At 41.3% G+C, this 20,487-nt stretch carries 16 protein-coding genes; 7 read left to right on the plus strand and 9 right to left on the minus strand.

Annotation, left to right across the window (positions count from 1 at the left end; all coding sequences use genetic code 11):
* Positions 1 to 5: 5 nt before the first annotated feature.
* Both AACU25_RS27215 and AACU25_RS27220 read right to left on the minus strand, forming a co-directional pair.
* The gene (locus tag AACU25_RS27215) at positions 6 to 971 is read right to left on the minus strand and encodes a glycerate kinase (RefSeq protein WP_096581015.1); all 966 of its coding nucleotides are present in this window, start codon (positions 969 to 971) and stop codon (positions 6 to 8) included.
* A gap of 118 nt (positions 972 to 1,089) precedes the next feature.
* On the minus strand, positions 1,090 to 1,422 hold the full coding sequence (locus AACU25_RS27220; protein WP_096581017.1) for a DUF565 domain-containing protein: 333 nt from the start codon (positions 1,420 to 1,422) through the stop codon (positions 1,090 to 1,092).
* Positions 1,423 to 2,036: 614 nt separating this feature from the next.
* On the opposite strand from AACU25_RS27220, the gene AACU25_RS27225 reads away from it, so the two are divergent.
* The 3 genes from AACU25_RS27225 to AACU25_RS27235 all read left to right on the plus strand — a co-directional run bounded on the left by AACU25_RS27225 (position 2,037) and on the right by AACU25_RS27235 (position 5,670).
* Complete coding sequence (locus AACU25_RS27225; RefSeq protein WP_096581019.1) at positions 2,037 to 2,666, plus strand: hypothetical protein; 630 nt, start codon at positions 2,037 to 2,039, stop codon at positions 2,664 to 2,666.
* A 174-nt stretch (positions 2,667 to 2,840) separates the two neighbouring features.
* The gene (locus AACU25_RS27230; protein WP_096581021.1) at positions 2,841 to 4,712 is read left to right on the plus strand and encodes an ArnT family glycosyltransferase; all 1,872 of its coding nucleotides are present in this window, start codon (positions 2,841 to 2,843) and stop codon (positions 4,710 to 4,712) included.
* A 475-nt stretch (positions 4,713 to 5,187) separates the two neighbouring features.
* Positions 5,188 to 5,670, plus strand: coding sequence for a hypothetical protein (locus AACU25_RS27235; protein ID WP_096581023.1), 483 nt, complete (start codon positions 5,188 to 5,190; stop codon positions 5,668 to 5,670).
* Positions 5,671 to 5,725: 55 nt separating this feature from the next.
* On the opposite strand, the gene AACU25_RS27240 is transcribed toward AACU25_RS27235, so the two are convergent.
* The gene (locus AACU25_RS27240; protein WP_321206754.1) at positions 5,726 to 6,712 is read right to left on the minus strand and encodes a protein rep; all 987 of its coding nucleotides are present in this window, start codon (positions 6,710 to 6,712) and stop codon (positions 5,726 to 5,728) included.
* Between the two features lie 169 nt (positions 6,713 to 6,881).
* Positions 6,882 to 9,479 (minus strand): M1 family metallopeptidase, encoded by a 2,598-nt coding sequence (locus AACU25_RS27245; RefSeq protein ID WP_096581027.1) that lies wholly within the window; start codon positions 9,477 to 9,479, stop codon positions 6,882 to 6,884.
* 625 nt (positions 9,480 to 10,104) lie between these two features.
* Here AACU25_RS27245 and AACU25_RS27250 point away from each other — a divergent pair.
* The 4 genes from AACU25_RS27250 (at position 10,105) to AACU25_RS27265 (ending at position 14,941) form a co-directional block, all read left to right on the plus strand.
* The gene (locus AACU25_RS27250) at positions 10,105 to 11,796 is read left to right on the plus strand and encodes a DUF3352 domain-containing protein (RefSeq protein ID WP_096581029.1); all 1,692 of its coding nucleotides are present in this window, start codon (positions 10,105 to 10,107) and stop codon (positions 11,794 to 11,796) included.
* A gap of 247 nt (positions 11,797 to 12,043) precedes the next feature.
* Entirely contained in the window at positions 12,044 to 12,703 is a 660-nt protein-coding gene (locus AACU25_RS27255; RefSeq protein WP_096581031.1) for a Uma2 family endonuclease, read from the plus strand.
* A gap of 374 nt (positions 12,704 to 13,077) precedes the next feature.
* On the plus strand, positions 13,078 to 13,998 hold the full coding sequence (locus tag AACU25_RS27260) for a class I SAM-dependent methyltransferase (RefSeq protein WP_096581033.1): 921 nt from the start codon (positions 13,078 to 13,080) through the stop codon (positions 13,996 to 13,998).
* A complete protein-coding gene (locus AACU25_RS27265; protein ID WP_096581035.1) occupies positions 13,991 to 14,941 on the plus strand; it encodes a PrsW family glutamic-type intramembrane protease in 951 nt (316 codons plus the stop codon). Before AACU25_RS27260 ends, AACU25_RS27265 begins: the two co-directional genes overlap by 8 nt.
* Before the next feature lie 61 nt (positions 14,942 to 15,002).
* On the opposite strand, the gene AACU25_RS27270 is transcribed toward AACU25_RS27265, so the two are convergent.
* The 5 genes from AACU25_RS27270 to AACU25_RS27290 form a co-directional block, all read right to left on the minus strand.
* On the minus strand, positions 15,003 to 15,875 hold the full coding sequence (locus AACU25_RS27270) for a 6-carboxytetrahydropterin synthase (RefSeq protein WP_096581037.1): 873 nt from the start codon (positions 15,873 to 15,875) through the stop codon (positions 15,003 to 15,005).
* 176 nt (positions 15,876 to 16,051) lie between these two features.
* Positions 16,052 to 16,747: a J domain-containing protein gene (locus AACU25_RS27275; RefSeq protein ID WP_096581039.1), complete on the minus strand. Its 696-nt coding sequence runs from the start codon at positions 16,745 to 16,747 to the stop codon at positions 16,052 to 16,054.
* 15 nt (positions 16,748 to 16,762) lie between these two features.
* Complete coding sequence (gene cysK, locus AACU25_RS27280) at positions 16,763 to 17,725, minus strand: cysteine synthase A (protein WP_096581041.1); 963 nt, start codon at positions 17,723 to 17,725, stop codon at positions 16,763 to 16,765.
* Positions 17,726 to 17,816: 91 nt separating this feature from the next.
* The gene (locus AACU25_RS27285) at positions 17,817 to 18,254 is read right to left on the minus strand and encodes an RrF2 family transcriptional regulator (protein WP_096581043.1); all 438 of its coding nucleotides are present in this window, start codon (positions 18,252 to 18,254) and stop codon (positions 17,817 to 17,819) included.
* Between the two features lie 193 nt (positions 18,255 to 18,447).
* Positions 18,448 to 20,232 (minus strand): iron uptake porin, encoded by a 1,785-nt coding sequence (locus AACU25_RS27290; RefSeq protein WP_096581045.1) that lies wholly within the window; start codon positions 20,230 to 20,232, stop codon positions 18,448 to 18,450.
* Between the last annotated feature and the right edge of the window lie 255 nt (positions 20,233 to 20,487).

Genomic DNA, 20,487 nt, shown 5'->3' on the forward strand with positions numbered 1-20,487 from the left:
CCAATTTAACTTTCTTTGCTATAGCTATAGATATTGCCAAAACTGCGATCGCTATTGATTTCAATTACCAAATCAACCCACTGCGGAGAGTTAACCAAAGGTGTGATGAATAATTCCGGGTGCAGCGATCGCCAAAAATAATGTACAAATTCTTCTATCTGTTGTTCGCTCATTCCCGATTTACCAGATGCAATCATCTTTTGTTCCGCTTGTTTGCGCCATACTAAGGATGAGCGATAATCAGTAGGGTATAAAACGATTAAACTATCTAACCGCTGCCAAAGTGGGAGATAATTCTCTAACTGACGATTCATATCCCTGGCAAACGTCCGATCTGCATCTGTAAAAATCGGCGCTGGCGCATCATCAAAGGCCTGGGGATCAATTGGTCTTACGCCCACAAACCACCCTTCAAAGAGCAAAATATCGACATTTGCGGCGACTTCTGGAGTAGTGCGATCGCCTGCACCATTGTAAGCAGATTTATCAAACCGGGGGATCACAACTGGACTTTGTGACTGGTGAATCTGATCGAGTAAATTTAAGCCTATATCAATATCGTGAGTTCCCGGTGGGCCGCGCCAAATTAAACGGGGGTCTTGTTGTGATAAAACTAAGCGATCGCTATAGGTTTTGTATAAGTCATCCAAAGATAAAGTGACAGTGTGATATCCCAACTCCTGCAGAATCAAAGTTAACGCTTGGGACATGGTAGTTTTACCAGTTCCTTGTACACCCAAAATTCCTTGAATTAAGGGATGTCCCAACTTTTGACGCTGGGATGCAATTTTAATTGCCAAAGGTAACCATAACTCCCACAGGGTATGCAACATCGCCTGGGGTTCCACTTGCAGCGTTGTTTTACAAAACTGGTTAAAAGCTGGTTCGATAGATTTGAGTAAATGCGATCGCCTTTGAATCACCTCATCCACATTTTCTGCCGTAATTCCAAAAGATTTGTCATTTGTCATTGGTCATTGGTCATTGGTCATTGGGTGTTTGTCTCCCTCATCCCCCTCATCCCCAGGAGTTCTTTAATTTTGAATTTTGAATTTTGAATTTTGAATTGATTTGTCCCCAACCCCCCAATCACGACCCCAGCTTGAATGCTTCCAGAAACAGGCTGTAAGTAAAACCAACCTTGAGAAAGTTTAGTGCTTCCACCCATAGCGATCGCCTTGAGAAAAAGTTACTACTGTAGAAGATTCTGCTACTGACTTCTGTCAGTACAACTAAAACCGCTGCTACCCAAATATCCAATTCTGCCTTTTGTCCCGCACTGGTAGAAATTGCCGATCCGAGAAAGAAACCAAACAAAAAACAAATTATTAGTAGCGATAATCGCCGCCAAGGGTTAACAAACCATAGCCCTATTTGCCTGGCAGTAGCATCAACTAAATTATTTATACGAGTATTTTGCATAGTTAGGACACAAGCCAAAAGTCAAGAAATCATAAAATATTCCTCTTTTAGAGGATATCGGTTTTAGCATAAGCTTGTTTGAGCAGTGATTGAAATATCTAGTGGATTTTCAGTGTTGATGAAATTTTATACAGGGTGTCATCAGAAAGTAAGTAAAACTTTTCCAAAAATTGTTGAATATAGGGTTCCACCCCTTAACAATCAGAGTTATCTTAAAATATGTAGTGTGAAATATTAAGAAAAATGAAGTGCATTCCACAGATCAATCTGGGGGTTTGTCACCATAGTCTTTGTTACTGTCACTACTTGTAAAACCAAAATTACTGTTTGCGCTTCTCCGAAGAAATCTGCTAGTGATGTATTATATTTTTTGTGCTTTTTCACATTCTCAACAAAAGATAGCCTTGATTAATCAGCCTTACACCTGATTTTTCGTTAAAGAATCAAGGTAATTATTTTTGTCAGTATGTTTCTTGAAAATGCTATTTATGATACATTGCATAACTTGCTTTCAAGAGGCTCTATAGTAGGCAATTACAGTAATTGCCCTGGCGGAGAATAGGCTAGGATTTGGACAAGCCTAAACAAATACTTATTTCTAAATAACTATCAATATGAAAACGTCAGTGTATCGTAACGCTGCTGTTCTAGCTTGTTCTTTGGGACTGTTAGGGTTACTGGTGGGGTGCTTTGGCATGAGTGTTTCTTTTGAAACTACAGATCCAAACTCAACTTCATCACAACCAAATGAAACGCCTCAACTACCCAGCAATTCTTCTTCATCTTTTGCTCATGAAACCGTTAGCTCAACGAATGTTTCTTCTTCAGTAACTATACCTGCTGAAGCGGTAGAAAATAGTACTAATAAAGATACTTCTCTATTGGCATATAGTCAAAAATCTTCTGGAAGTATCAAAGCAGGAGAAGGCAAATTGCGGATGAGTAATCAAACCAATCAGCCTGTGCGCCTGGCTTTATTAGCACGACAGTCAGCAGCGAAAGGTGCGTCCAAAACTCAGCAAGATATTCCCGCCCATTGGGATTTTGAACCCCAAGAAGGTAGCGAAAAAGGACTGCTTCTATCTCTGCCTAACGGTAACTTAAAACTAGAGAAGGGAGATATTCTCGTAGCCTTTGCCCAAGATGGTTCAAGGCGCTACTGGGGGCCTTATGTAGTCGGGGAAACATCTTCACCAGCATGGGATTCTCAAAGCCGAGAATGGCGGCTAGTACTTAGTAAGTAGGGATTGGGGACTGGGGACTGGGGGAAAGGAAAATTACCAATTACCCATTACCAATTACCCCATGCCCAATGCCCCATGCCCAATGCCCAATTCCCAAGAACAAAATCTACCAAGTCAACGACTATTAACAAAGTGCTGTTTGACTGTAGACTTTTGAGCATTGACTGATAACAAATGAACATGAAATTGAGCCTTCCCCACACTGTTGGCCAGTGGTGCAAAAATATACTTACGCGTCCAGCGCTGGCTGTGACTGTATCGGTTCTGTGGTTAATTGTGATTGGTTGGATAGCTTATGGTTGGAATTTAGGCAACATTGGCTTAGTTGATGAAACCGAACCACTGTTTGCTGAAGCTTCCCGTCAAATGTTCGTTACAGGAGATTGGATCACTCCCTTCTTTAATGCCCAGACACGCTTTGATAAACCAGCGTTAATTTATTGGTGTCAAGCGATCGCTTATGGCATTTTGGGTGTGAATGAATGGGCGGCGCGAATCCCATCAGCACTGGCGGCTATGGGGACAGTTGCTTTAGCTTTTTATACAGTACATTGGTCACTAGCGAGAAAAGATGAGTTAGAACAAGTTTCTCGCCCTGTTCGCCGTTACTTAACGGCTGGTTTGGCTGCAACTGTCATGGCACTAACTCCAGAAATGATTGCTTGGGGACGTATTGGTGTCTCAGATATGCTGCTGACTGGGTGTATCGCATCAGCTTTACTATGCTTCTTTTTGGGTTACGCACAGAATTCACAATTCCCTAGTAATAAATGGTACTGGGCTTGTTATGTGCTAGTTGCTGGGGCGATTTTAACTAAAGGCCCAGTAGGAATTGTATTACCAGCATTAATTATCGGTGCATTTGTTCTCTACCAAGGCAACTTAGTAGAAGTATGGCGGCAAATGCGTCCCCTAGTGGGGTTGCTAATTATTTTAGGATTATCAGTTCCCTGGTATGCGCTAGTGATTTGGCGTAATGGTTGGAATTATATTAATTCGTTCTTTGGGTATCACAATCTAGAACGCTTCACAGAAGTAGTTAATGGACATTCAGCACCCTGGTATTTTTACTTTTTAGTAGTGCTATTAGGCTTTGCTCCATACTCAGTCTACTTACCCGCCGCGATGATTCGACTGAAGTTTTGGCAGCGATCGCACTGGCGTTCTCAAGCACGTTCTCAGCAATTAGGTTTATTTGCTTGCATTTGGTTTCTAGGGGTTTTTGGCTTTTTCACCATCGCTGTTACCAAACTCCCTAGCTATGTATTGCCGTTAATGCCAGCTGCGGCGATTATGGTGGCACTATTATGGAGTGACTTGATCCCAGAACCAGAAGCCGACAATAACAAATCTGTCATCGCCTCGAAATCTTTTGTTTGGAGTAGCTGGGTAAATGTCATCTTTTTATCTGCGGTCGCTGCAGCATTATTTCACCTCGCCCAGTTAGTAGGTTACGATCCTGCTGCACCTGAGTTGTATCAGTCGATTCAACAGATGGGTTTACCAGCGATCGGGGGGATGATTTGGCTATTGGTAGCCATCATGATTGCCGCGTTTACCCTAACTCGCCGTTGGCAATGGATTATCACTGCTAACCTGTTAGGGTTTGTGATATTTTTTACAGTTGTTTTGATGCCTACTTTGTTTGTCATGGATCAGCAGCGTCAGCAACCTTTACGAGAATTAGCTACAATCGCTGCCCAGGTAGAACAACCAAAAGAAGAATTAATTATGCTGGGTTTCAAAAAGCCTAGTGTTGTGTTTTACAGCCATAAAACAGTCAATTACATTTCATCTGCACCAGAAGTTGTAGACTATATTCACAAACAAAATGCTCAACCAGCCAAGCTTAATTCTTTACTACTGCTAGCTGAAAAAGACAGATTTTTAGCAATGGACTTGCAACCTGAAGAATACAAGCATATTGCTAGCAAAGGTGCTTATTATTTGGTGAGAGTTCCTGTCAAGAAAATTAAAAAACAAAAACTCGATATTTCCTATTCTGTTCCTAATAACACCATTAAAAATTCCAATGAGTTTCGCTAGGTTAGCAATAATCATCGGATAAAATTAAAACATTTTGCATAGCTTGCGTATCGACGTTATTTCCTAGTTTCGAGAAAAGGTAAGAAATATACCCCAGTCATTCTTTGATTGTCTGGGGTTTTTTATTGACTTCCATTGGTCAAATCTTAAATTCCCGGAGGCTAACGCCTAAGAAATTAGGATGAAAAATGCCCTTTTTCTAAATACTTCGCTGTGCCCGAAGGTGTGCTTTAGTGTACCCTTCGGGTTGTCTGTGAGGTGTATAAAATCTCGGAAAACCGTTTTTCTAAATACTTCGCTATGACCGAAGGTGTGTATTATCTATTCCCTTCGGGTTGTAAAAAAGGCGAAGGGGCTAACACCCCAAAATTTATGAAATGCGAAATGATGTTGACTCCCAATCTACTCATTAAGTTGCTGGGAGCTATTTTGTTTGGCATTTCATGTGAATGAATTTAATTTCTAGGAGATAACTATGTCTTTAATGACAACAAATGGATATATTTGTAGCGATTTGCAGAGTCTTCATGACTGGTGCAATAATCAATCTCTAACCCAGCAAATGCTTTCTAGCAATTACGTTTCCAGTCGCACCCATAAATGGTTTGGTTATGAAGTCATACTAAAACCTAATCCAATTATTAAGAAAGGGCATTGGGATGAAAAGGTTAATCGACTAGGCAATCTTATTCTCCCAGGATGGGATTGTGCCTTACTCTGTCATTATTATCCAGGTGGTTATATGACACAGCACCGCGATCACTCTGTTTTCGAGCCACAATTAGTATTGGTTAATATTGGATGTGCGACTTTGTGTATTGATAATCAAGAACATCACCTTGAAGATGGTCAGGTCATCAGCTTTAATTCCGCTATTCCCCATGAACTGCTACCCGTCAAATCTCACCGCTGGTCATTAACTTTCCGTAAGATAAAACCTCAGTATCTACGGTTCTAAATCTCTGTAACCTTTTGCTGGTATTGATTTTATTGATGAAACAGCATCTCTGATATCACTCTTTATTGAACTTCTTTGACTTCCGTTCCCATCTGAAAGACAAAGTTCTGCGATCAACCTCATCTTTCTCTTCACTTTTATCAATGAGGTTTTGGTAGTTCTCCTCTAATTCCTGCATATACTGCCTGAGTATACCCCCAACAGCGATCGCTCTAGTTTTATGTAGCTGACGGTTTAACTCTAAAAACCATTCTCTATCACCGATTAAGTCTGACTCTTTAACTTGATACTTCAGAATTTCTGGGATCAGTATTTTAGGATCATGATGCTTTGCGATCGCACTAATATGAGTAATTGGTTGGTAATCAATTCTTAAAGATTTTTGCCACAATGCTACCCACTTTGCATGGGAAAGATAGCCATGACTAAAGTAGGAAGGTTGCACCATTGCCAAAATGTGTAAATGTGGGTGTGCTGAGGCTCCATCTCTACCTTTAGTCACTTCTATAGATTTTACCCAACCTTTAGCAGGCCATACCTTTAATTCAGTTAATCGTTTAAAACCTTTATTCATCCAATCCAACGTTTCCCTGAGTTCCTCAATTTGGCAATTCTTAACTGTCAAAGTCACAAATAGCCAACGGTACTTGGGATAATCGATAACTACTTGTGGAAGAATCTTATAAGCCTTTGCTTTCCACATTAGCGATCGCCGCCACTGACAAACTGGACAGTGACGAACTCTACAAAATTTGGCATCTGAGAGTTTGAACTGGACAATCCCTTCCGTTTCTTCGGTGCATAATTGAAACTCCAGCCACTCGGAACACATTTTTACTCGCCAAGCATAACGATTAAAGATACCTTCGCCTGCTTGAGCATAATATTCGGAAACTTTATCAGCATTGGCTCGGTGCTTATCCCAAATCTCCCCTACAGGTGAAACTTCAGATAGACTCAGTATATTTAGAGTAGGTAAAAACTTAACTTCAGACGATACATTCAAAGCAATAAAGTTACTGTCTGAGGCTTGATTTAACACAAAATACCTTAATAATTTGGTATAAATAAATCCAAATTACAGCCTATTTCTACACTTAAACCTCAGTAATAATGCTTGGAAAATTAAGCGTAATAATAAAAAGTAGGGAAGCTGATCACAAAAAAACTTCCCCACTCTTAAATCAACGATTGGAATATCGCCTGCTCAACTATGATGCAGGACTCTGAGATTTAGCCTCCAAATTTTCTAAGCGACTTCTCAATTCTTGATTTTGCTGTTTGAGTTGATCGAGTTCTTCACGCAAAGTCCGCAGCGCATTGTCTGTACCAATATTGCTTTGTACTCGCGTAATTTCTTCATCAGCATAGCGACGGACACGTCCATCTGGAGTTTGATCGGCTAGAGATCGCAAAATTCCGATGGCTTTGGGTGTTTCCATTTGTCCTAATGCGGTGACGACTGCGACTTGGGTTAAAAAGAAGCTTTCTTTGGCTAGTTCTCCTAATCTTTCTAAAATTCGTTCTAAATTGACTGGAGTTTGACCAACGGAAATTTTACCTAAAGCGCGGATTGTCGCCAAACGTAAGGCTTGGGGTACGCCAGGTTTGGTGTATTCCAGCAACAAGTTTAAAGCTGCTTCGGAGGTTTTGAGTTCTGCTAAACCTGCGATCGCACCACTGCGAACTACTTCATTCCAGCCGCTTCTTTCTTCTAAAACCGACTTGAGAAGTTTGAGTACCTTTTCTTCTTTGGGTTTTTCGTCTAGGTTAACTGAGGCGATCGCGCCAATTGCACGACAAGCTGCTGATTCTACATAGTAACTGCGATCGCCATCTTGAACTAAGCCTTTCAAAGCTTTATAGCTTTCGGTGGTTTTGATTTTAGCTAGCGCATCGACAACCGCACGACGCACATAAGGACTTTTATCTTCTAAACCAACGACTAAACCATCAAAGGCTTGATCCAATTTGATTTCGGCTAGTTGTTTAGCAACTTCAACACGCACACCCCAAAATGGATCGTTTTTCAAAGCCGCAGATAATGTTTTAGTTGCTTCTAAGCTACCTTTTTTCGCTAAAGCTTCAGCTGCATAAATGCGGGAGAGGGGATCGGGGTCAAATTCTAACTGTGCTTTTAATTCGGGAATGGGATATTCCAAAGTTACAGTTTTGAGATAATTATTCCCCACATCAAAGCTGATAAATTGAGGCTTAGTTTCTAATGGAAAGTAGAAACTTTGTTCTCTTTCATTTACCCTCACAGTAAAAGTTTTTAGTTGTGGCGATTCTCCTGATTCGCTATAACCAAACCCAATAGGAATTCTCAGGTCAAATAACTCTTTACTGTTATTATTTTGAGCTTGGGTTTGTGTGACAGTAACTTTTGCTAAACTAGCATCTCCATCCCAAGCGTAAGCGACTTTAAAATCAGGATGACCGCCACGATAAACATACTGGTCGAAAAGAAAGGTAAGATTTCGTCCTGTAGCTTTTTCAATAGCCCGTAATAAGTCTATTGTTTCGACAGTTTTGTGGGCATTATCCTGAACAAATGTATGAATTGCTGGCCAAAACAATTCGTCACCTAATTCCGCCCGAATCATGTGATAAACACAAGACCCTTTTTCGTAAATATGGCGGTCATAAAGTTCAATTGCTTCGCGGTAAACATGAGTTACCATTGGACGGCGGTATCTACCGCTATCTTCGCTAAAGTAACTCCGCGCTTCTAATAATCGATAGTATGCTGCTTCCTGGCTACTATATTCATGTTCTGTCCACATAACTTCAGAATAAGAAGCCATACCTTCTTTAATCCAAGCATGAGACCAATGTTTAATTACTAGTAAGTCACCAAACCATTGGTGTGCTAGTTCGTGAACAACTAAACTTTCGGTATTGCGATTATCTAAAGCAGCGCGTTCATCTAATAAGCAGCGATCAGTTAATAGCGTTGCTGAGGTATTTTCCATCCCACCGAAAATGAAGTCATCAACGCACACTTGGGCATATTTTGGAAAAGGATAGACATAACCATACTTTTCACTTAAAAATTCAATCATGCGGGGGGTTTTGCCCATGCTGCGTTTCGCATCTTCTTCCCTACCTTTTTCTACATAGTAGGTAACAGGTTTACTTTGCCATTCATCACTAATTTCAGCAAAGTCACCAATCGCCAAAGTCATTAAATAGGTAGGATGAATTTGCTGCTGTGACCAATGGTAGATTTTCTCTTTACCGTCTTCCTCTGTGCGAATCAATTCACCATTGGAAATTGCTACTAGAGGTTTAGGAACACGCACCCGAATTTCTGATGTAGAAAGTTGTCCGGGATAGTCAAAACAGGGAAACCAAAAGCGAGAATCTTCGTCTTCTCCTTGTGTCCAAACTTGGGTAGGCTTTTTGGGGTAATGTTTATCTGGTTGAATAAAGTAAATCCCGCGTTGGGGTTTTTCCACCGCATAGGCGATCGCAATTATTATCCGTTTACCTATCTGAGTGGGGCTAGAAAGTTTAATGACTAGCTTTTCACCATCGTAGTCAAACTCTTGCTCTACTTCGTCTACCTGTACATATTTAATATTCAGGTTGACAGCATCTAAAGTCAAACTTTCAATGCCACTCCGGACGGGTAAAAGACGAATACTACAATTACCAGAGTAACTTTGGTGAGAAATATCCAAACTTAGATCTAAAAAAATATGCTCTACTTGTCCAGGGCGATCGGGATTGTAATGAGGTTTAGCCCCTGGTAACTCAAAAGATCTGTGACCGTTATTTTCTGTATCAAAATAAAAATTGGACATTGATGCTTGTTGACCTTATATCCTGATAAGTCTAGCTGGATGTAGTGAAAAAAATAGTGAAATTGGGTGTCTTCCCCAATCAACTCAGCAGTCTGGAAGAACGCTTTTCTGGGTTTAATAACTAATTCATAATTCGTAATTCACAAAATAGCGACAAGCCCAAAATTTTTTAGTCCGCACAGTTTCAGGTGCCGTCTAAATTTTTACCTGACACTCTCTCATGAATTATCAATTAAGAATTACAAATTTTTCATCTTGCCCTTGTTTCTCCCTTATATGCTTTCCCTGATGTCAGTTGATCTCTTGTACTTCTTGGTATTCAGTCAAGAGTCTCTTCTTGACAGATACCCCTTAAGTACAAATACTCCCAAGTATTTCTATAACTTAGGATAACTTGCTGCTGTTGACCAAGCTATTTTTTTAAGTTAAACAACATACTATTTACGGATTTGTTTGTCATTATGTTGTAGTAATTCTTGGAGTAACCTAAAACCCTTAGTGTATAGTAATACTAGTTTTGTCAGTAAATACCGCTAAATTAGTACAACTTATTAATAATTCCGAAAACTCTACAATGACGTTTTTACTAGCCTCCATAACAATTGGGGAAACGAGGATCTAATCAATGCCTGAAAGTAAATCAAAGTTTTTAATTCCCACTATTGGTGCAGCTGTAGTGATCACAGGGGGTATAGCTGCCTATATGTATTTTAAGGGAGGCCCTGCAGGCGATAGCGCAGGTGCTTTAGGCAGCGCTAAGGTAGTACCTTCTACAGCCTTAATGGCAACTTACATTACCACCGATCCCCAAGTTTGGGCGAAGTTACAGCAGTTTGGCACCCCCGAAGCACAACAGCTAGTTGCCAAAGGTTTAGAGTCATTCAATCAAGATCTGTTAAAAGATACTAACATTTCTTATGAAAACGACATAAAACCTTGGGTGGGTGGTGTGATGATGGCTGTCTTACCACCAAATCCCGTTAAACCCGCACAATTTACTCCTCCTACTGGCGCACCCAATAAACCTACCAAGTTACAAGCAGAACCAAAGATGCTGCTGGTAGTGGGAATCAAAGACAAAATCGGCGCTTTAAATTTTGGCAATAAATTAAAAGCGCAAAAAGGTATTACATTTCAAGAAATTGAATATAAAGGCGAAAAAATTACAGAAGCCACAGATAAAGGCAAACCAACCTATACCGTAGTTTTAAATAATAGCCAATTACTTTTATCTCCCGAAAAACCAACAATTGAACAGGCAATTGATACTTATAAAGGACAACCTTCCTTTGCCACAAAAGAAGGTGCCAGCAATATTCTGAGCAAAGGTGTAGATGTCAAAAATACCCTGGCACAAATTTATATACCTGACTATGCGGGGATGATCCAACAGTTAGCAGCCGCTAATCCCCAAGGTACACAATTACCGCCCCAAACCCTCAAGCAGTTGCAGCAAGTAAAATCGATGGTGGCGGGTGTGGGTGTTGATGATGCAGGCTTGCGAGTCAAAGCGATCGCTAATTTAGATTCCCAACTCAACAAATTCCAATATCAAAATACTGCTGCCAAAATCGTAGGGGAATTTCCTGCCGAAACCTTTGCTTTAATTAGTGGACAAGGGATTAGCAAAACTTGGACAACTTTAATAGAACAGTCCAAAGATTACCCTGAATTTAACCAAGCCGTGGCACAGGTACGCCAACAACTCAAATCAGTCGCTAATTTGGACTTAGATAAAGAAGTTCTCGGCTGGATGGATGGGGAATTTGCTTTAGGTGCGATTCCTGCTAATCAAGGTATTTTAGCCAGCGTGGGTTTTGGTGGAGCATTCTTATTTGATACTAGCGATCGCAAAACAGCCGAAGCCACTCTCAGCAAACTCGATGACTTGATCAAAAAGCAACTAGTCACAGTTGCTCAAAGAACTATTGATGGTAAAAACGTCACCGAATGGCAAGTACCACAACAAGGTGCTTTACTATCTCATGGCTGGTTAGATCAAGATACCGTATTTATAGCTATTGGTGGCCCAGTTGGCGATGCGATCGCAACTAAGAAAAACCAATCTCTAGACGGTAGCGAAACTTTTAAAGCTGTAACTGGTACTTTGCAAAAACCCAATGGCGGCTACTTTTACATAGATATGGATAAAACCATGACTGTAGTAAATCGCTTCGCCGCAGCCAAACCCCTACCACCTGAAGCCAACGCCATTCTCACTTCTATTCGGGGTTTGGGTGTGACTGCTACCAGTCCAGATAAATCCACCAGTCAAGTAGAAATGTTGTTGGCACTTAAACCGAAAACGGCAAAATAGGGGAAGGGGGAATGGGTAATGGGTAATTGGTAATTGGTAATGGCAATTTCTCCCCTCCTTCCTCATCTCGCCCATCTCCCTCATCTCCCCAATTCACAGGAGTTCTTTAATTTTGAATTTTGCGAAAAGTTGCGTGGGCGGGTTTCCCGACTTGAGCAAACTTTTCAAGACGAATTTTGAATTTTGAATTGATTTGTCCCCAATCCCTAACGTTAAAATAAACCCATAAATAGCCATAGCCTCAGCCATGTCTCTCGCCAAAGAATTAGATGCTACCCAGGACACCCAAGAGGATGTTATTTTTCCGCCAGGTGACTTATATAGCGATGAGCCTCCTTTGGAAACAGAACTGCATCTAGAGCAAATAATTCTTTTACTTAAATGTCTTGAATGGTTGTGGCGAGACAGAACAGATTTCTACGCTGCTGGCAATCTTACTATTTATTACAGCTGGAAAAAACTGAAAACTGAGAGCTTCCGCGGCCCTGATTTTTTTGTGGTACTCAATACTGAACGCAAAACCCGCAAAAGTTGGGTAGTGTGGGAAGAAGATGGTAACTATCCTAACTTTATTCTGGAAATTCTCTCGGAATCAACAGCAAGTACAGACAAAGAATTAAAGAAAAAGATTTATCAAGATACCTTTCGCACCCCTGACTATTTTTGGTTTGATCCATACACACTAGAATTTGCAGGTTTTCATTTAGTAGATTGTCAATATCAACCTCTAGAACCAAATCAGCAAGGACATTTATGGAGTCAGCAGCTTGGTTTATATTTAGGAATTGAGCAAGGACTATTAAGACTTTTTACCCCGACAGGCAAGCTAGTACCAACCCCAGAAGAAACTGCAGATAAATTAGCAGCTAAACTGCGAGAATTAAATATCGATCCAGAAACAATTTAACTAATAATTTGACACAAAATAGAACTCCTATTTGATTATTTAAATTCACGTAGGATGCGTTAGCGTCAGCGTAACGCATCTCTTGCCAAATCTTTTAAAAAACTGCTGGTTCGTCTTCTTGCTCTTACCATATTTTTTGTTGATACTATCTCAAAGTTGGTTATAGTTTTGTAAAAATGGCATCACGTGCCGGAGTAGATAAAACTGATTGTTGTAAATATTGGTATCTTACCAGTCGCAGATTCATATATTTGATAAAGTTATATTTTGCATTCCAGCGTCGCTTAATGCAGTTATACAATTGCATCTGTTGCTAGACTGGCCGTCAGCAAGTATGTCATAAGTTAAAAAGGCAATTGAACGTAAATTGATCTATGACTGCTGCTGTAGATAATGCTCCTGGTTTAGCTTCCCGCTTGGTCAATGGTGTATTGGCTATCAAGCCTTTAGCCAACTTAGCCAAGCATCAAGCCAGACAGATGATGATTAAACGTGCTGAGAAAATGGGCGTACCTTGGACAAAAGAAGTACAGCAACTTCAAGCACGTGATTGGACAAAAGATTTAGCGAAAGTAGAAAATCCCCAGATTTCTTACCCTGACTATTACCTCACCTCATTCCACGCCTACGAAACTGGAAATATGAGCTGGAAAGCAGCGTTTGAGGTAGAACCTGCGGCTTATGCTGTTCACGCTAAAATTTGGCAAGGTGCAGAAGCTCAAGGTGATGTGCAACTGCGCCAAAATTACCACGATATTCTTAAAAACCAACTTCCCAACCCACCACAAGACATCTTAGATATTGGGTGTAGTGTGGGTATGAGTACCTTTGCCTTACAAGCGCTTTATCCCCAAGCTAAGATTACAGGTTTAGATTTATCTCCCTATTTTTTAGCAGTGGCCGAATATCGTTCACAGCAACGTCAAGCAAATATTAACTGGGTTCATGCGCCAGCTGAAGCTACCGGATTACCAAATGCTGCTTTTGATTTAGTTTCGATTTTTCTGGTTTGCCATGAATTACCCCAAGCGCCTACTAAGCAAATTTTTGCAGAGGCGCGGCGTTTACTACGTCCAGGTGGTCATTTGGCAATTATGGATATGAACCCCAAAGCAAAAGCTTTTGTGAAAATGCCACCTTACATTTTGACGCTGCTGAAAAGTACTGAACCTTATCTAGATGAATATTTCAGCTTAGATATTGAACAAGCTTTAGTGGAAGCAGGTTTCCAGACTCCAACAATTTCTAGCAATAGCCCTCGTCACCGTACTGTTATTGCTCAGGTACGTGGCTGATTTTTTACTTGTCCTGTGGGCAGTCATTCCACCAATACTGCTACTTGCTTACTACCATTACCGTATTTCCACGCCCCCACCACTGTTAAAGTTGCTGCTGTTATTTATCTTGGGGGGAATCTCTGGTTTTGTTGCCCTCGGCTTAGAAATGGTTTTTGAAACTGTAGCTAATTGGGTTATTAACTGGCGACAAATGAACTACTCGCTTGTTGGTATTGCTTTACGGCAACTTGTGGAAATTGGGCCGATTGAAGAAGGTTGTAAGTTAGTAGCAGTGATTGCCCCAAGCCACTATCTGCAACGCAGGTATCGATTGCGCCCTAGTACGGTGTTTATTTTTACCATAGCTGTTGCTTTAGGATTTACTGCTCAAGAAAACTGTGTTTATCTATTCAACAACACAGCATCAATTCTTACCCGGATTATTGGTACGCCAGTTCATGCTTTGTTTTCTGCCCCTTGGGGCTATGCTTTGGCGATGCATTTCAGCCACAACCGAAATTTACTGTTTTTGGCTTGGCTAAATTCTGTGGTTTGCCATGCCATAGTTAATGTTTTATCTAATACGGGGCGTTATTCATGGCCATTACTTATTCTCAACTATGGCTTATTTCCATTTCTGTTGTGGATGTTTTGGCGAATGGAACAATTACTGCGAAGAGTCGAAGGTAAACGCCCAATCAATTTGATTTCTGGTAGAACAAGCCAACATCGTTACTGGCAAAGAGGTTTAGTAATATTTGCGCTGATGTTAGGTGGTAATGCGATTTTTGCCTTATTTCTCCTAGCTCAAAAGCTTAGTTACCTGAGTTGGTCACAGCTTTTTTACCCTGATATCTTGTGGTATACAGTGACGAGGTTTGCAATTAACTTAATCTTCGCAACTATAGCCTGGTTAATTTATATTTATTTGCGACGTTCAGCCCAGCGACGTTATTTTTAAAGATGAAGAGTTGGTAATGGGTGAAAGAAAAAATCTCTTACCAATTACCAATTTTTAATTATTAAACACCCGCTAACATAGGCTGATTTGCATTTGCACTCACAGAATTAGATTCCGCATCAGTACAGTAAATTTCACAAGAGTTATTTGGGCTTTCAATCAGCTTCACTTTGTGCAGCTTGGCTCCTAATTTTTGCACAGGCGATCGCAATAAATTACTAATGTAAAGTGCGATGTTCTCAGCAGTTGGTACAACTTCACCAAAGTAGGGAATATCTTTGTTTAAAAAGGTGTGATCGAATGGTTCTACTACGTAATCTTCTATCACCTGATTCAACGCGCCCAAATCCACAATCATACCTGTGCGTTGATCGATTTCCCCTTTCACGGTGACTTCTAAATGGTAATTGTGCCCATGTCCGTGGGTACGCGCACACTTACCATAAATCTCTGCATTTTCTTCGTTACTTAAATTAGGGTGAGCTAGCCGATGGGCGGCGCTAAAGTGAGTGCTAACAGTGAGGTAGGCTTCCATTGAGTTTCCCATATAATCTGCCCAAAGTTCAGGATGTTCAAATAACTGTACGCGGACTAAAGGCAAGTGGGGTGCTAACCTCTGCCAGATAACCCGTGCAATATTCTCAGTTGTGGGTAGAGTTTCTTGAAAATCTGGCCACACATCATTGAGATAAGAAAAGTCCAGTTGGCTGGTAACTTCCCGCTTGATTACTTGTTTCACATCAGACAAGTTCAATACCATGCCATATTCATCTAATTCCCCAATCAGGGAAATAAATAAGACATAATTATGCCCGTGTCCTGGAAATCTAGAGCAAGCACCAAATTGCTGAGTGTTCTCAGCTTCACTCAGTTCGGGCAACCAATAGCGATGACTTGCCGAAAACTGAGCGCGGCGATTTACGATACATTGCATGAGTACACTGGGAGCAAAATTTAAAATTTCTTAATCTTTCTCTATATCCAGCATAAACTAAATTCTTTATCTGTAGCGACGGGAATAATATCTATATCTATTAAATTCCTGAATGCCAGACTGGGAATTTTTAATATGGATGCTTTGCTACTGCGATCGCGTTTCCAGAAGATATTCTAGGTGTATTGCTTCACCGAAGCTTGCACTTCGTAAAATAATTTCCTAGCTATGCGAAACATCTCTTGTCCTGTGTGCAAGTAGCGATCATCATAGTTCAGAGGAAAATAAGCCAACTCTTCTAAACCATCACCAACTTGATTGAGACTGTAGTAAAGATGGGCCGCAGTTCTGGCTAAACTGGGAGGATTGGGTAGAGAACGAAAGGTAGTTTGTGCTTGCTTGAAATCCTGGCGACAACTATCTAAATACTCTTGAAATTCTTCTAATAATTCGTCATCAAAGGGATCTGCGGCTAATTCATCAATTTGCTCTTCTAAAGAATTGAGGATGTAAGCAAGTATACGTTTGACTGGTTGATAAACTAGGCGCAACCACTCTTCAACTTGTTCATCAGCATCTTTTCCGGTTTTCCTTGTAGCTTGGTAATGCTTCTGTGCTGATGCTGTCCGCTGTTGGCGGCTATTTAATTTCTGGGCACTATTTTTGAGTTGTTCGTCGTAGTTTAAGCGGGTTTGGCTATCGCCTAAAACTTCATAAGCCGCATTAATGCGGATAATCTGCTCTTTATCTGCTGTTTCCTGATTGCTGTCAGGATGAAATAGTTTTACCAGGCGGCGATAAGCTTGCTTAATCTCCGCCTGGCTAGCATTGGGACTAACTTTGAGAATTTCGTAGTGGTTAGAATCGGCCATCAATCCAATTTATAGCTAGCTGATGCTAGCTGCTACTCTGTCCTCCAAATCTTGAAACAATGGTGTCGTTAAGTACCTTTCTCCAAAACTTGGCTGAATGACTACAATTAAACGCCCCTCGTTTTCTGGTCGTTGGGCAACGCGAACTGCAGCACATAAGGCTGCACCACTGGAAATGCCAGAGAGTAAGCCTTCTTCTCTAGCTAAACGCCGACCATAGGCGATCGCTTCTTCATCGGTGACTGTAATCACTTCATCAATCAATTCTAGCTTCAGTACTTGGGGAATAAAACCAGCACCAATTCCCTGAATTTTATGTGCTCCTGGTTTCCCACCAGATAATACTGGGCTATTACTGGGTTCAACTGCGATCGCTTGAAAACTGGGTTTGCGTGCTTTGATAATTTTTGCTACACCTGTGATCGTACCACCTGTGCCTACTCCGGCGACAATCATATCTACCTGTCCGTCAGTATCTTCCCAGATTTCTGCTGCGGTAGTTTCTTGGTGGATTTTCGCATTTGCGGGATTGCGGAACTGTTGCAACATATAAGCATGGGGTGTTTTATTCACTATTTCCTGCGCCCGACGAATTGCCCCACTCATGCCTTCAATTCCTGGTGTCAATTCTAGTTCTGCCCCATAAGCTCGCAACATTGCCCGTCTTTCGCCACTCATCGTGTCGGGCATTGTCAAAATTAACCGATAACCCTTAGCAGCAGCAGCCATTGCTAAAGCGATACCAGTATTTCCGGAAGTTGGTTCTACCAATACTGTTTTGTCAGGATTAATCAGACCTTCCTTTTCGGCAGCACTAATCATACTTACCCCAATCCGGTCTTTTACTGATGCCGATGGGTTCATACTTTCTAATTTCACTACAATTCGTGCCACGCAACCTTCTGCTTGAGGAATACGATTCAACTGCACTAAGGGTGTACGGCCGACGAGTTCTGTTATGTTAGTAGCAATTCGCATAATTAGTTTTTATCCTTAGTTTATTAGTCAAGGGTCAAGGGTCAACAGTCAAGAGCGATGTTTCTTTTAACTTCTGAGTTTCAATTGTTGACTAAATGTAGTACATGATATCCAACTGCCGCCGAGAATCTCTTTTTTCGCAAAGATCCTGAAGCGTGTAGTTTTGAAACACTGAGTTTGCCGCCTGACAAGCTTCTTGCCAGATTTCTTCCACAACAAAACTGTCTACAGTTCTGGGTTTGATGTCATCTTGATCGGTTCGCACATCTAACCCTTCTAAGCACTCCAAAACCTCAAAGATGCTAATTCTCCTTGGTTCTCGTGCTAAGAGATAGCCACCTTTAGACCCTCGCTGACTTTTGATTATACCTCCGCGCCTTAAGGTTGCTAACAGCTGTTCCAGATAGCGATCGGGGATGTTTTGTTGTGCTGCAATCTGTCGAATTTGCATCGGTTCACCGCTTTGATAATGAGTTGCCATTTCTAATAAGGCAAGAATTGCGTATTCAGACTTACAAGATATTTCCACAAGCAGCAATTAAGAATGAAGAATAAAGTATGAAGGATCAAGATTTTTCATACTTCATACTTTTCTTAGTATACTCCGGTTACTCACTGGTGTTTGTGTGCCACTGCTACTGAAAATAAAAAACCCCACCAAAAGGTGGGGGATAATCGAGTTTCGATTTTATTGGTTTAATTATTGACCCTGGAGCCAGCTTCTAGAAGGTAAAGGTGGTTCTGAGTGTACCGATGAATGCATTTTCTTCGGCATTGTTTTGTCCAGGAGCTCTCAACCAGATAACACCAGGTGTAACGGAGATATTATCAGATACACGATATTTGTAGAAACCTTCAACGTGGATTGGTGCATTACCACCACTGTATCCACCAGGTGTTACACGGTTACGTGCATAAGGTTCAGCACCTGCGAAAATACCCAATACGTTACCTCTCTTACCAAAGTCAGGTAGAGCTATACCACCACCATAACTCCAAGCCTCAAAGTCGTCTCCAGCACCTACGCCATTAACATCGTGGTAAGTGACGAAGCCGCTCAGTGACAAGTTGTTACTGGGTCTAAATGCTGCAGAAACGCCATAAGAGTTACTGTTAGCTGCGGTTTGTACAAGCGTGTTGCCGAGATAGTTGGCTTGACCAGTACCAACAACACCACCTGTTAGACCATTGTTGCCATTCAGACCAGCACCAGAATCAAATAGGGCAGTACCAGCAGCATGATAACCGTGGACATAGGTAGCAGCCAATGCCAAGCGATCGCCTACTGCAAAGTTCAACTGTCCTAAAGCAGCATAGCTACCATTGAATAAACCTGTATTGTTACCAGGGTTATTGGCATCTGAAGCTAAGTAACCTAAGGTAATGGAGCTGGGCTTAAATATACTGCCACCGCTGCTAAAGGGTAGATTAACCGCGATACCAGCACCACCACCAATCCGATAGATGGGGCTTTCAGAAGCAAAGGTAGTTAAAGCTCCGTTACCACCGTCATCTCCATCATGGAAATAAGGATTGTTAACAGCCGCATAGTGGTCATGACGACCGCCACTAGCAGCAAGATAAACTTGAGCTGGCCCAATGGGAGCTTCATAGGTTAATCTATCAATTCTCACACCATTATTACCAGTGCTACCAACTTGATAGGTTTGAGTTCCTTCTCTGGTACCATTCAGTGGGGTATTCAGAATAGTATTAGCTTGGTCTCTCAAGGAGAAAGCGGAAGCATTACCAGCAGCTAGACGAGTTGTTAACTTGTCTCTACCAGTGAAGCTGGTTTCCAACGCTAAACGAACTCTGTCTTGGAATACAGTATTGTTAGCATCACCTGTTCTGCCACCAAAAGCATCGCTCACAGCAAAAATAGCTTCACCGACTAGCTTGGTGGTAGTGGAGAACTGATTGGCTTCCAATTCAGCAGTACGTGCTTCTAAAGAATCAACGCGACCGCGTAAGGTTGCTAGTTCTGCAGAAAATTCTTCTTGTAACCTTTGTAAGGTGGCTAAATCTTGCTTGGTTACCAAATCAGCTGTTGCTGTGGCAATCAATTCGTTAACACGGTCTAAACAAGCATTCAAACCAGCCGCAAATTCATAACGGGTTAAAGCACGGTTACCGCGATAAGTACCATTTGGATAACCTGCGATACAACCATAGCGCTCAACCAACGATTGCAATGCTTGGAAAGCCCAGTCAGTTGGTTGCACATCGGAGAATTGTGAAACCGATGTCACTTGAGCTTGAGAGTTACTGCTACCTTCTTTGCTGTAGCGGTTAACTTGATCTAAAACTTTGGCATCATCGCTGCTTGGGGCAGCTTGCGCGATGATTTCTGCTGCCTTGGGAGCGATTTCAACTGCTGCTTGTTTATCAGCTGCAGATACTTCTTTTGTAGTATTGGGAGCTGCCATTGCTGATGCTGAAACTAGCAGCGTTGCTCCTAAAACTGCTGGACTGACGACCAGGGATTTCCATAATATATGAGACATTTTGTCTTTTCTCCTCACACCTTGTATAGATAATTGTTTTCGTTGCACCTAATTCTCAAACATGCGACATCTCGTTAGGGCCTTTCGATGAGGCATAGTTGCCACTACTACAATTCTAGTTTTTGCAAAGCTAATCACCGATTAACTTGATGTTAAATATTGATGGAATTAACTTATGCAAAAACACACCTTTATAGCATATCATTATAAAACATCTCAGGCAGATGACAACATCACAGCGATCGCCAAAACAAC

Origin of the sequence: Tolypothrix tenuis PCC 7101, from assembly GCF_963874875.1 — a bacterium.
Classification (GTDB): Bacteria; Cyanobacteriota; Cyanobacteriia; order Cyanobacteriales; family Nostocaceae; genus Aulosira; species Aulosira tenue.

What these genes read in the sequence shown, in the direction of transcription:
- AACU25_RS27275 (WP_096581039.1), bottom strand. Translation starts at nt 16,747, where the DNA reads ATGGCCGATTCTAACCACTACGAAATTCTCAAAGTTAGTCCCAATGCT.
- AACU25_RS27245 (WP_096581027.1), bottom strand. Translation starts at nt 9,479, where the DNA reads ATGTCCAATTTTTATTTTGATACAGAAAATAACGGTCACAGATCTTTT.
- AACU25_RS27225 (WP_096581019.1), top strand. Translation starts at nt 2,037, where the DNA reads ATGAAAACGTCAGTGTATCGTAACGCTGCTGTTCTAGCTTGTTCTTTG.
- AACU25_RS27290 (WP_096581045.1), bottom strand. Translation starts at nt 20,232, where the DNA reads ATGTCTCATATATTATGGAAATCCCTGGTCGTCAGTCCAGCAGTTTTA.
- AACU25_RS27270 (WP_096581037.1), bottom strand. Translation starts at nt 15,875, where the DNA reads ATGCAATGTATCGTAAATCGCCGCGCTCAGTTTTCGGCAAGTCATCGC.
- AACU25_RS27260 (WP_096581033.1), top strand. Translation starts at nt 13,078, where the DNA reads ATGACTGCTGCTGTAGATAATGCTCCTGGTTTAGCTTCCCGCTTGGTC.
- AACU25_RS27215 (WP_096581015.1), bottom strand. Translation starts at nt 971, where the DNA reads ATGACAAATGACAAATCTTTTGGAATTACGGCAGAAAATGTGGATGAG.
- AACU25_RS27235 (WP_096581023.1), top strand. Translation starts at nt 5,188, where the DNA reads ATGTCTTTAATGACAACAAATGGATATATTTGTAGCGATTTGCAGAGT.
- AACU25_RS27250 (WP_096581029.1), top strand. Translation starts at nt 10,105, where the DNA reads ATGCCTGAAAGTAAATCAAAGTTTTTAATTCCCACTATTGGTGCAGCT.
- AACU25_RS27255 (WP_096581031.1), top strand. Translation starts at nt 12,044, where the DNA reads ATGTCTCTCGCCAAAGAATTAGATGCTACCCAGGACACCCAAGAGGAT.
- AACU25_RS27230 (WP_096581021.1), top strand. Translation starts at nt 2,841, where the DNA reads ATGAACATGAAATTGAGCCTTCCCCACACTGTTGGCCAGTGGTGCAAA.
- cysK (WP_096581041.1), bottom strand. Translation starts at nt 17,725, where the DNA reads ATGCGAATTGCTACTAACATAACAGAACTCGTCGGCCGTACACCCTTA.
- AACU25_RS27220 (WP_096581017.1), bottom strand. Translation starts at nt 1,422, where the DNA reads ATGCAAAATACTCGTATAAATAATTTAGTTGATGCTACTGCCAGGCAA.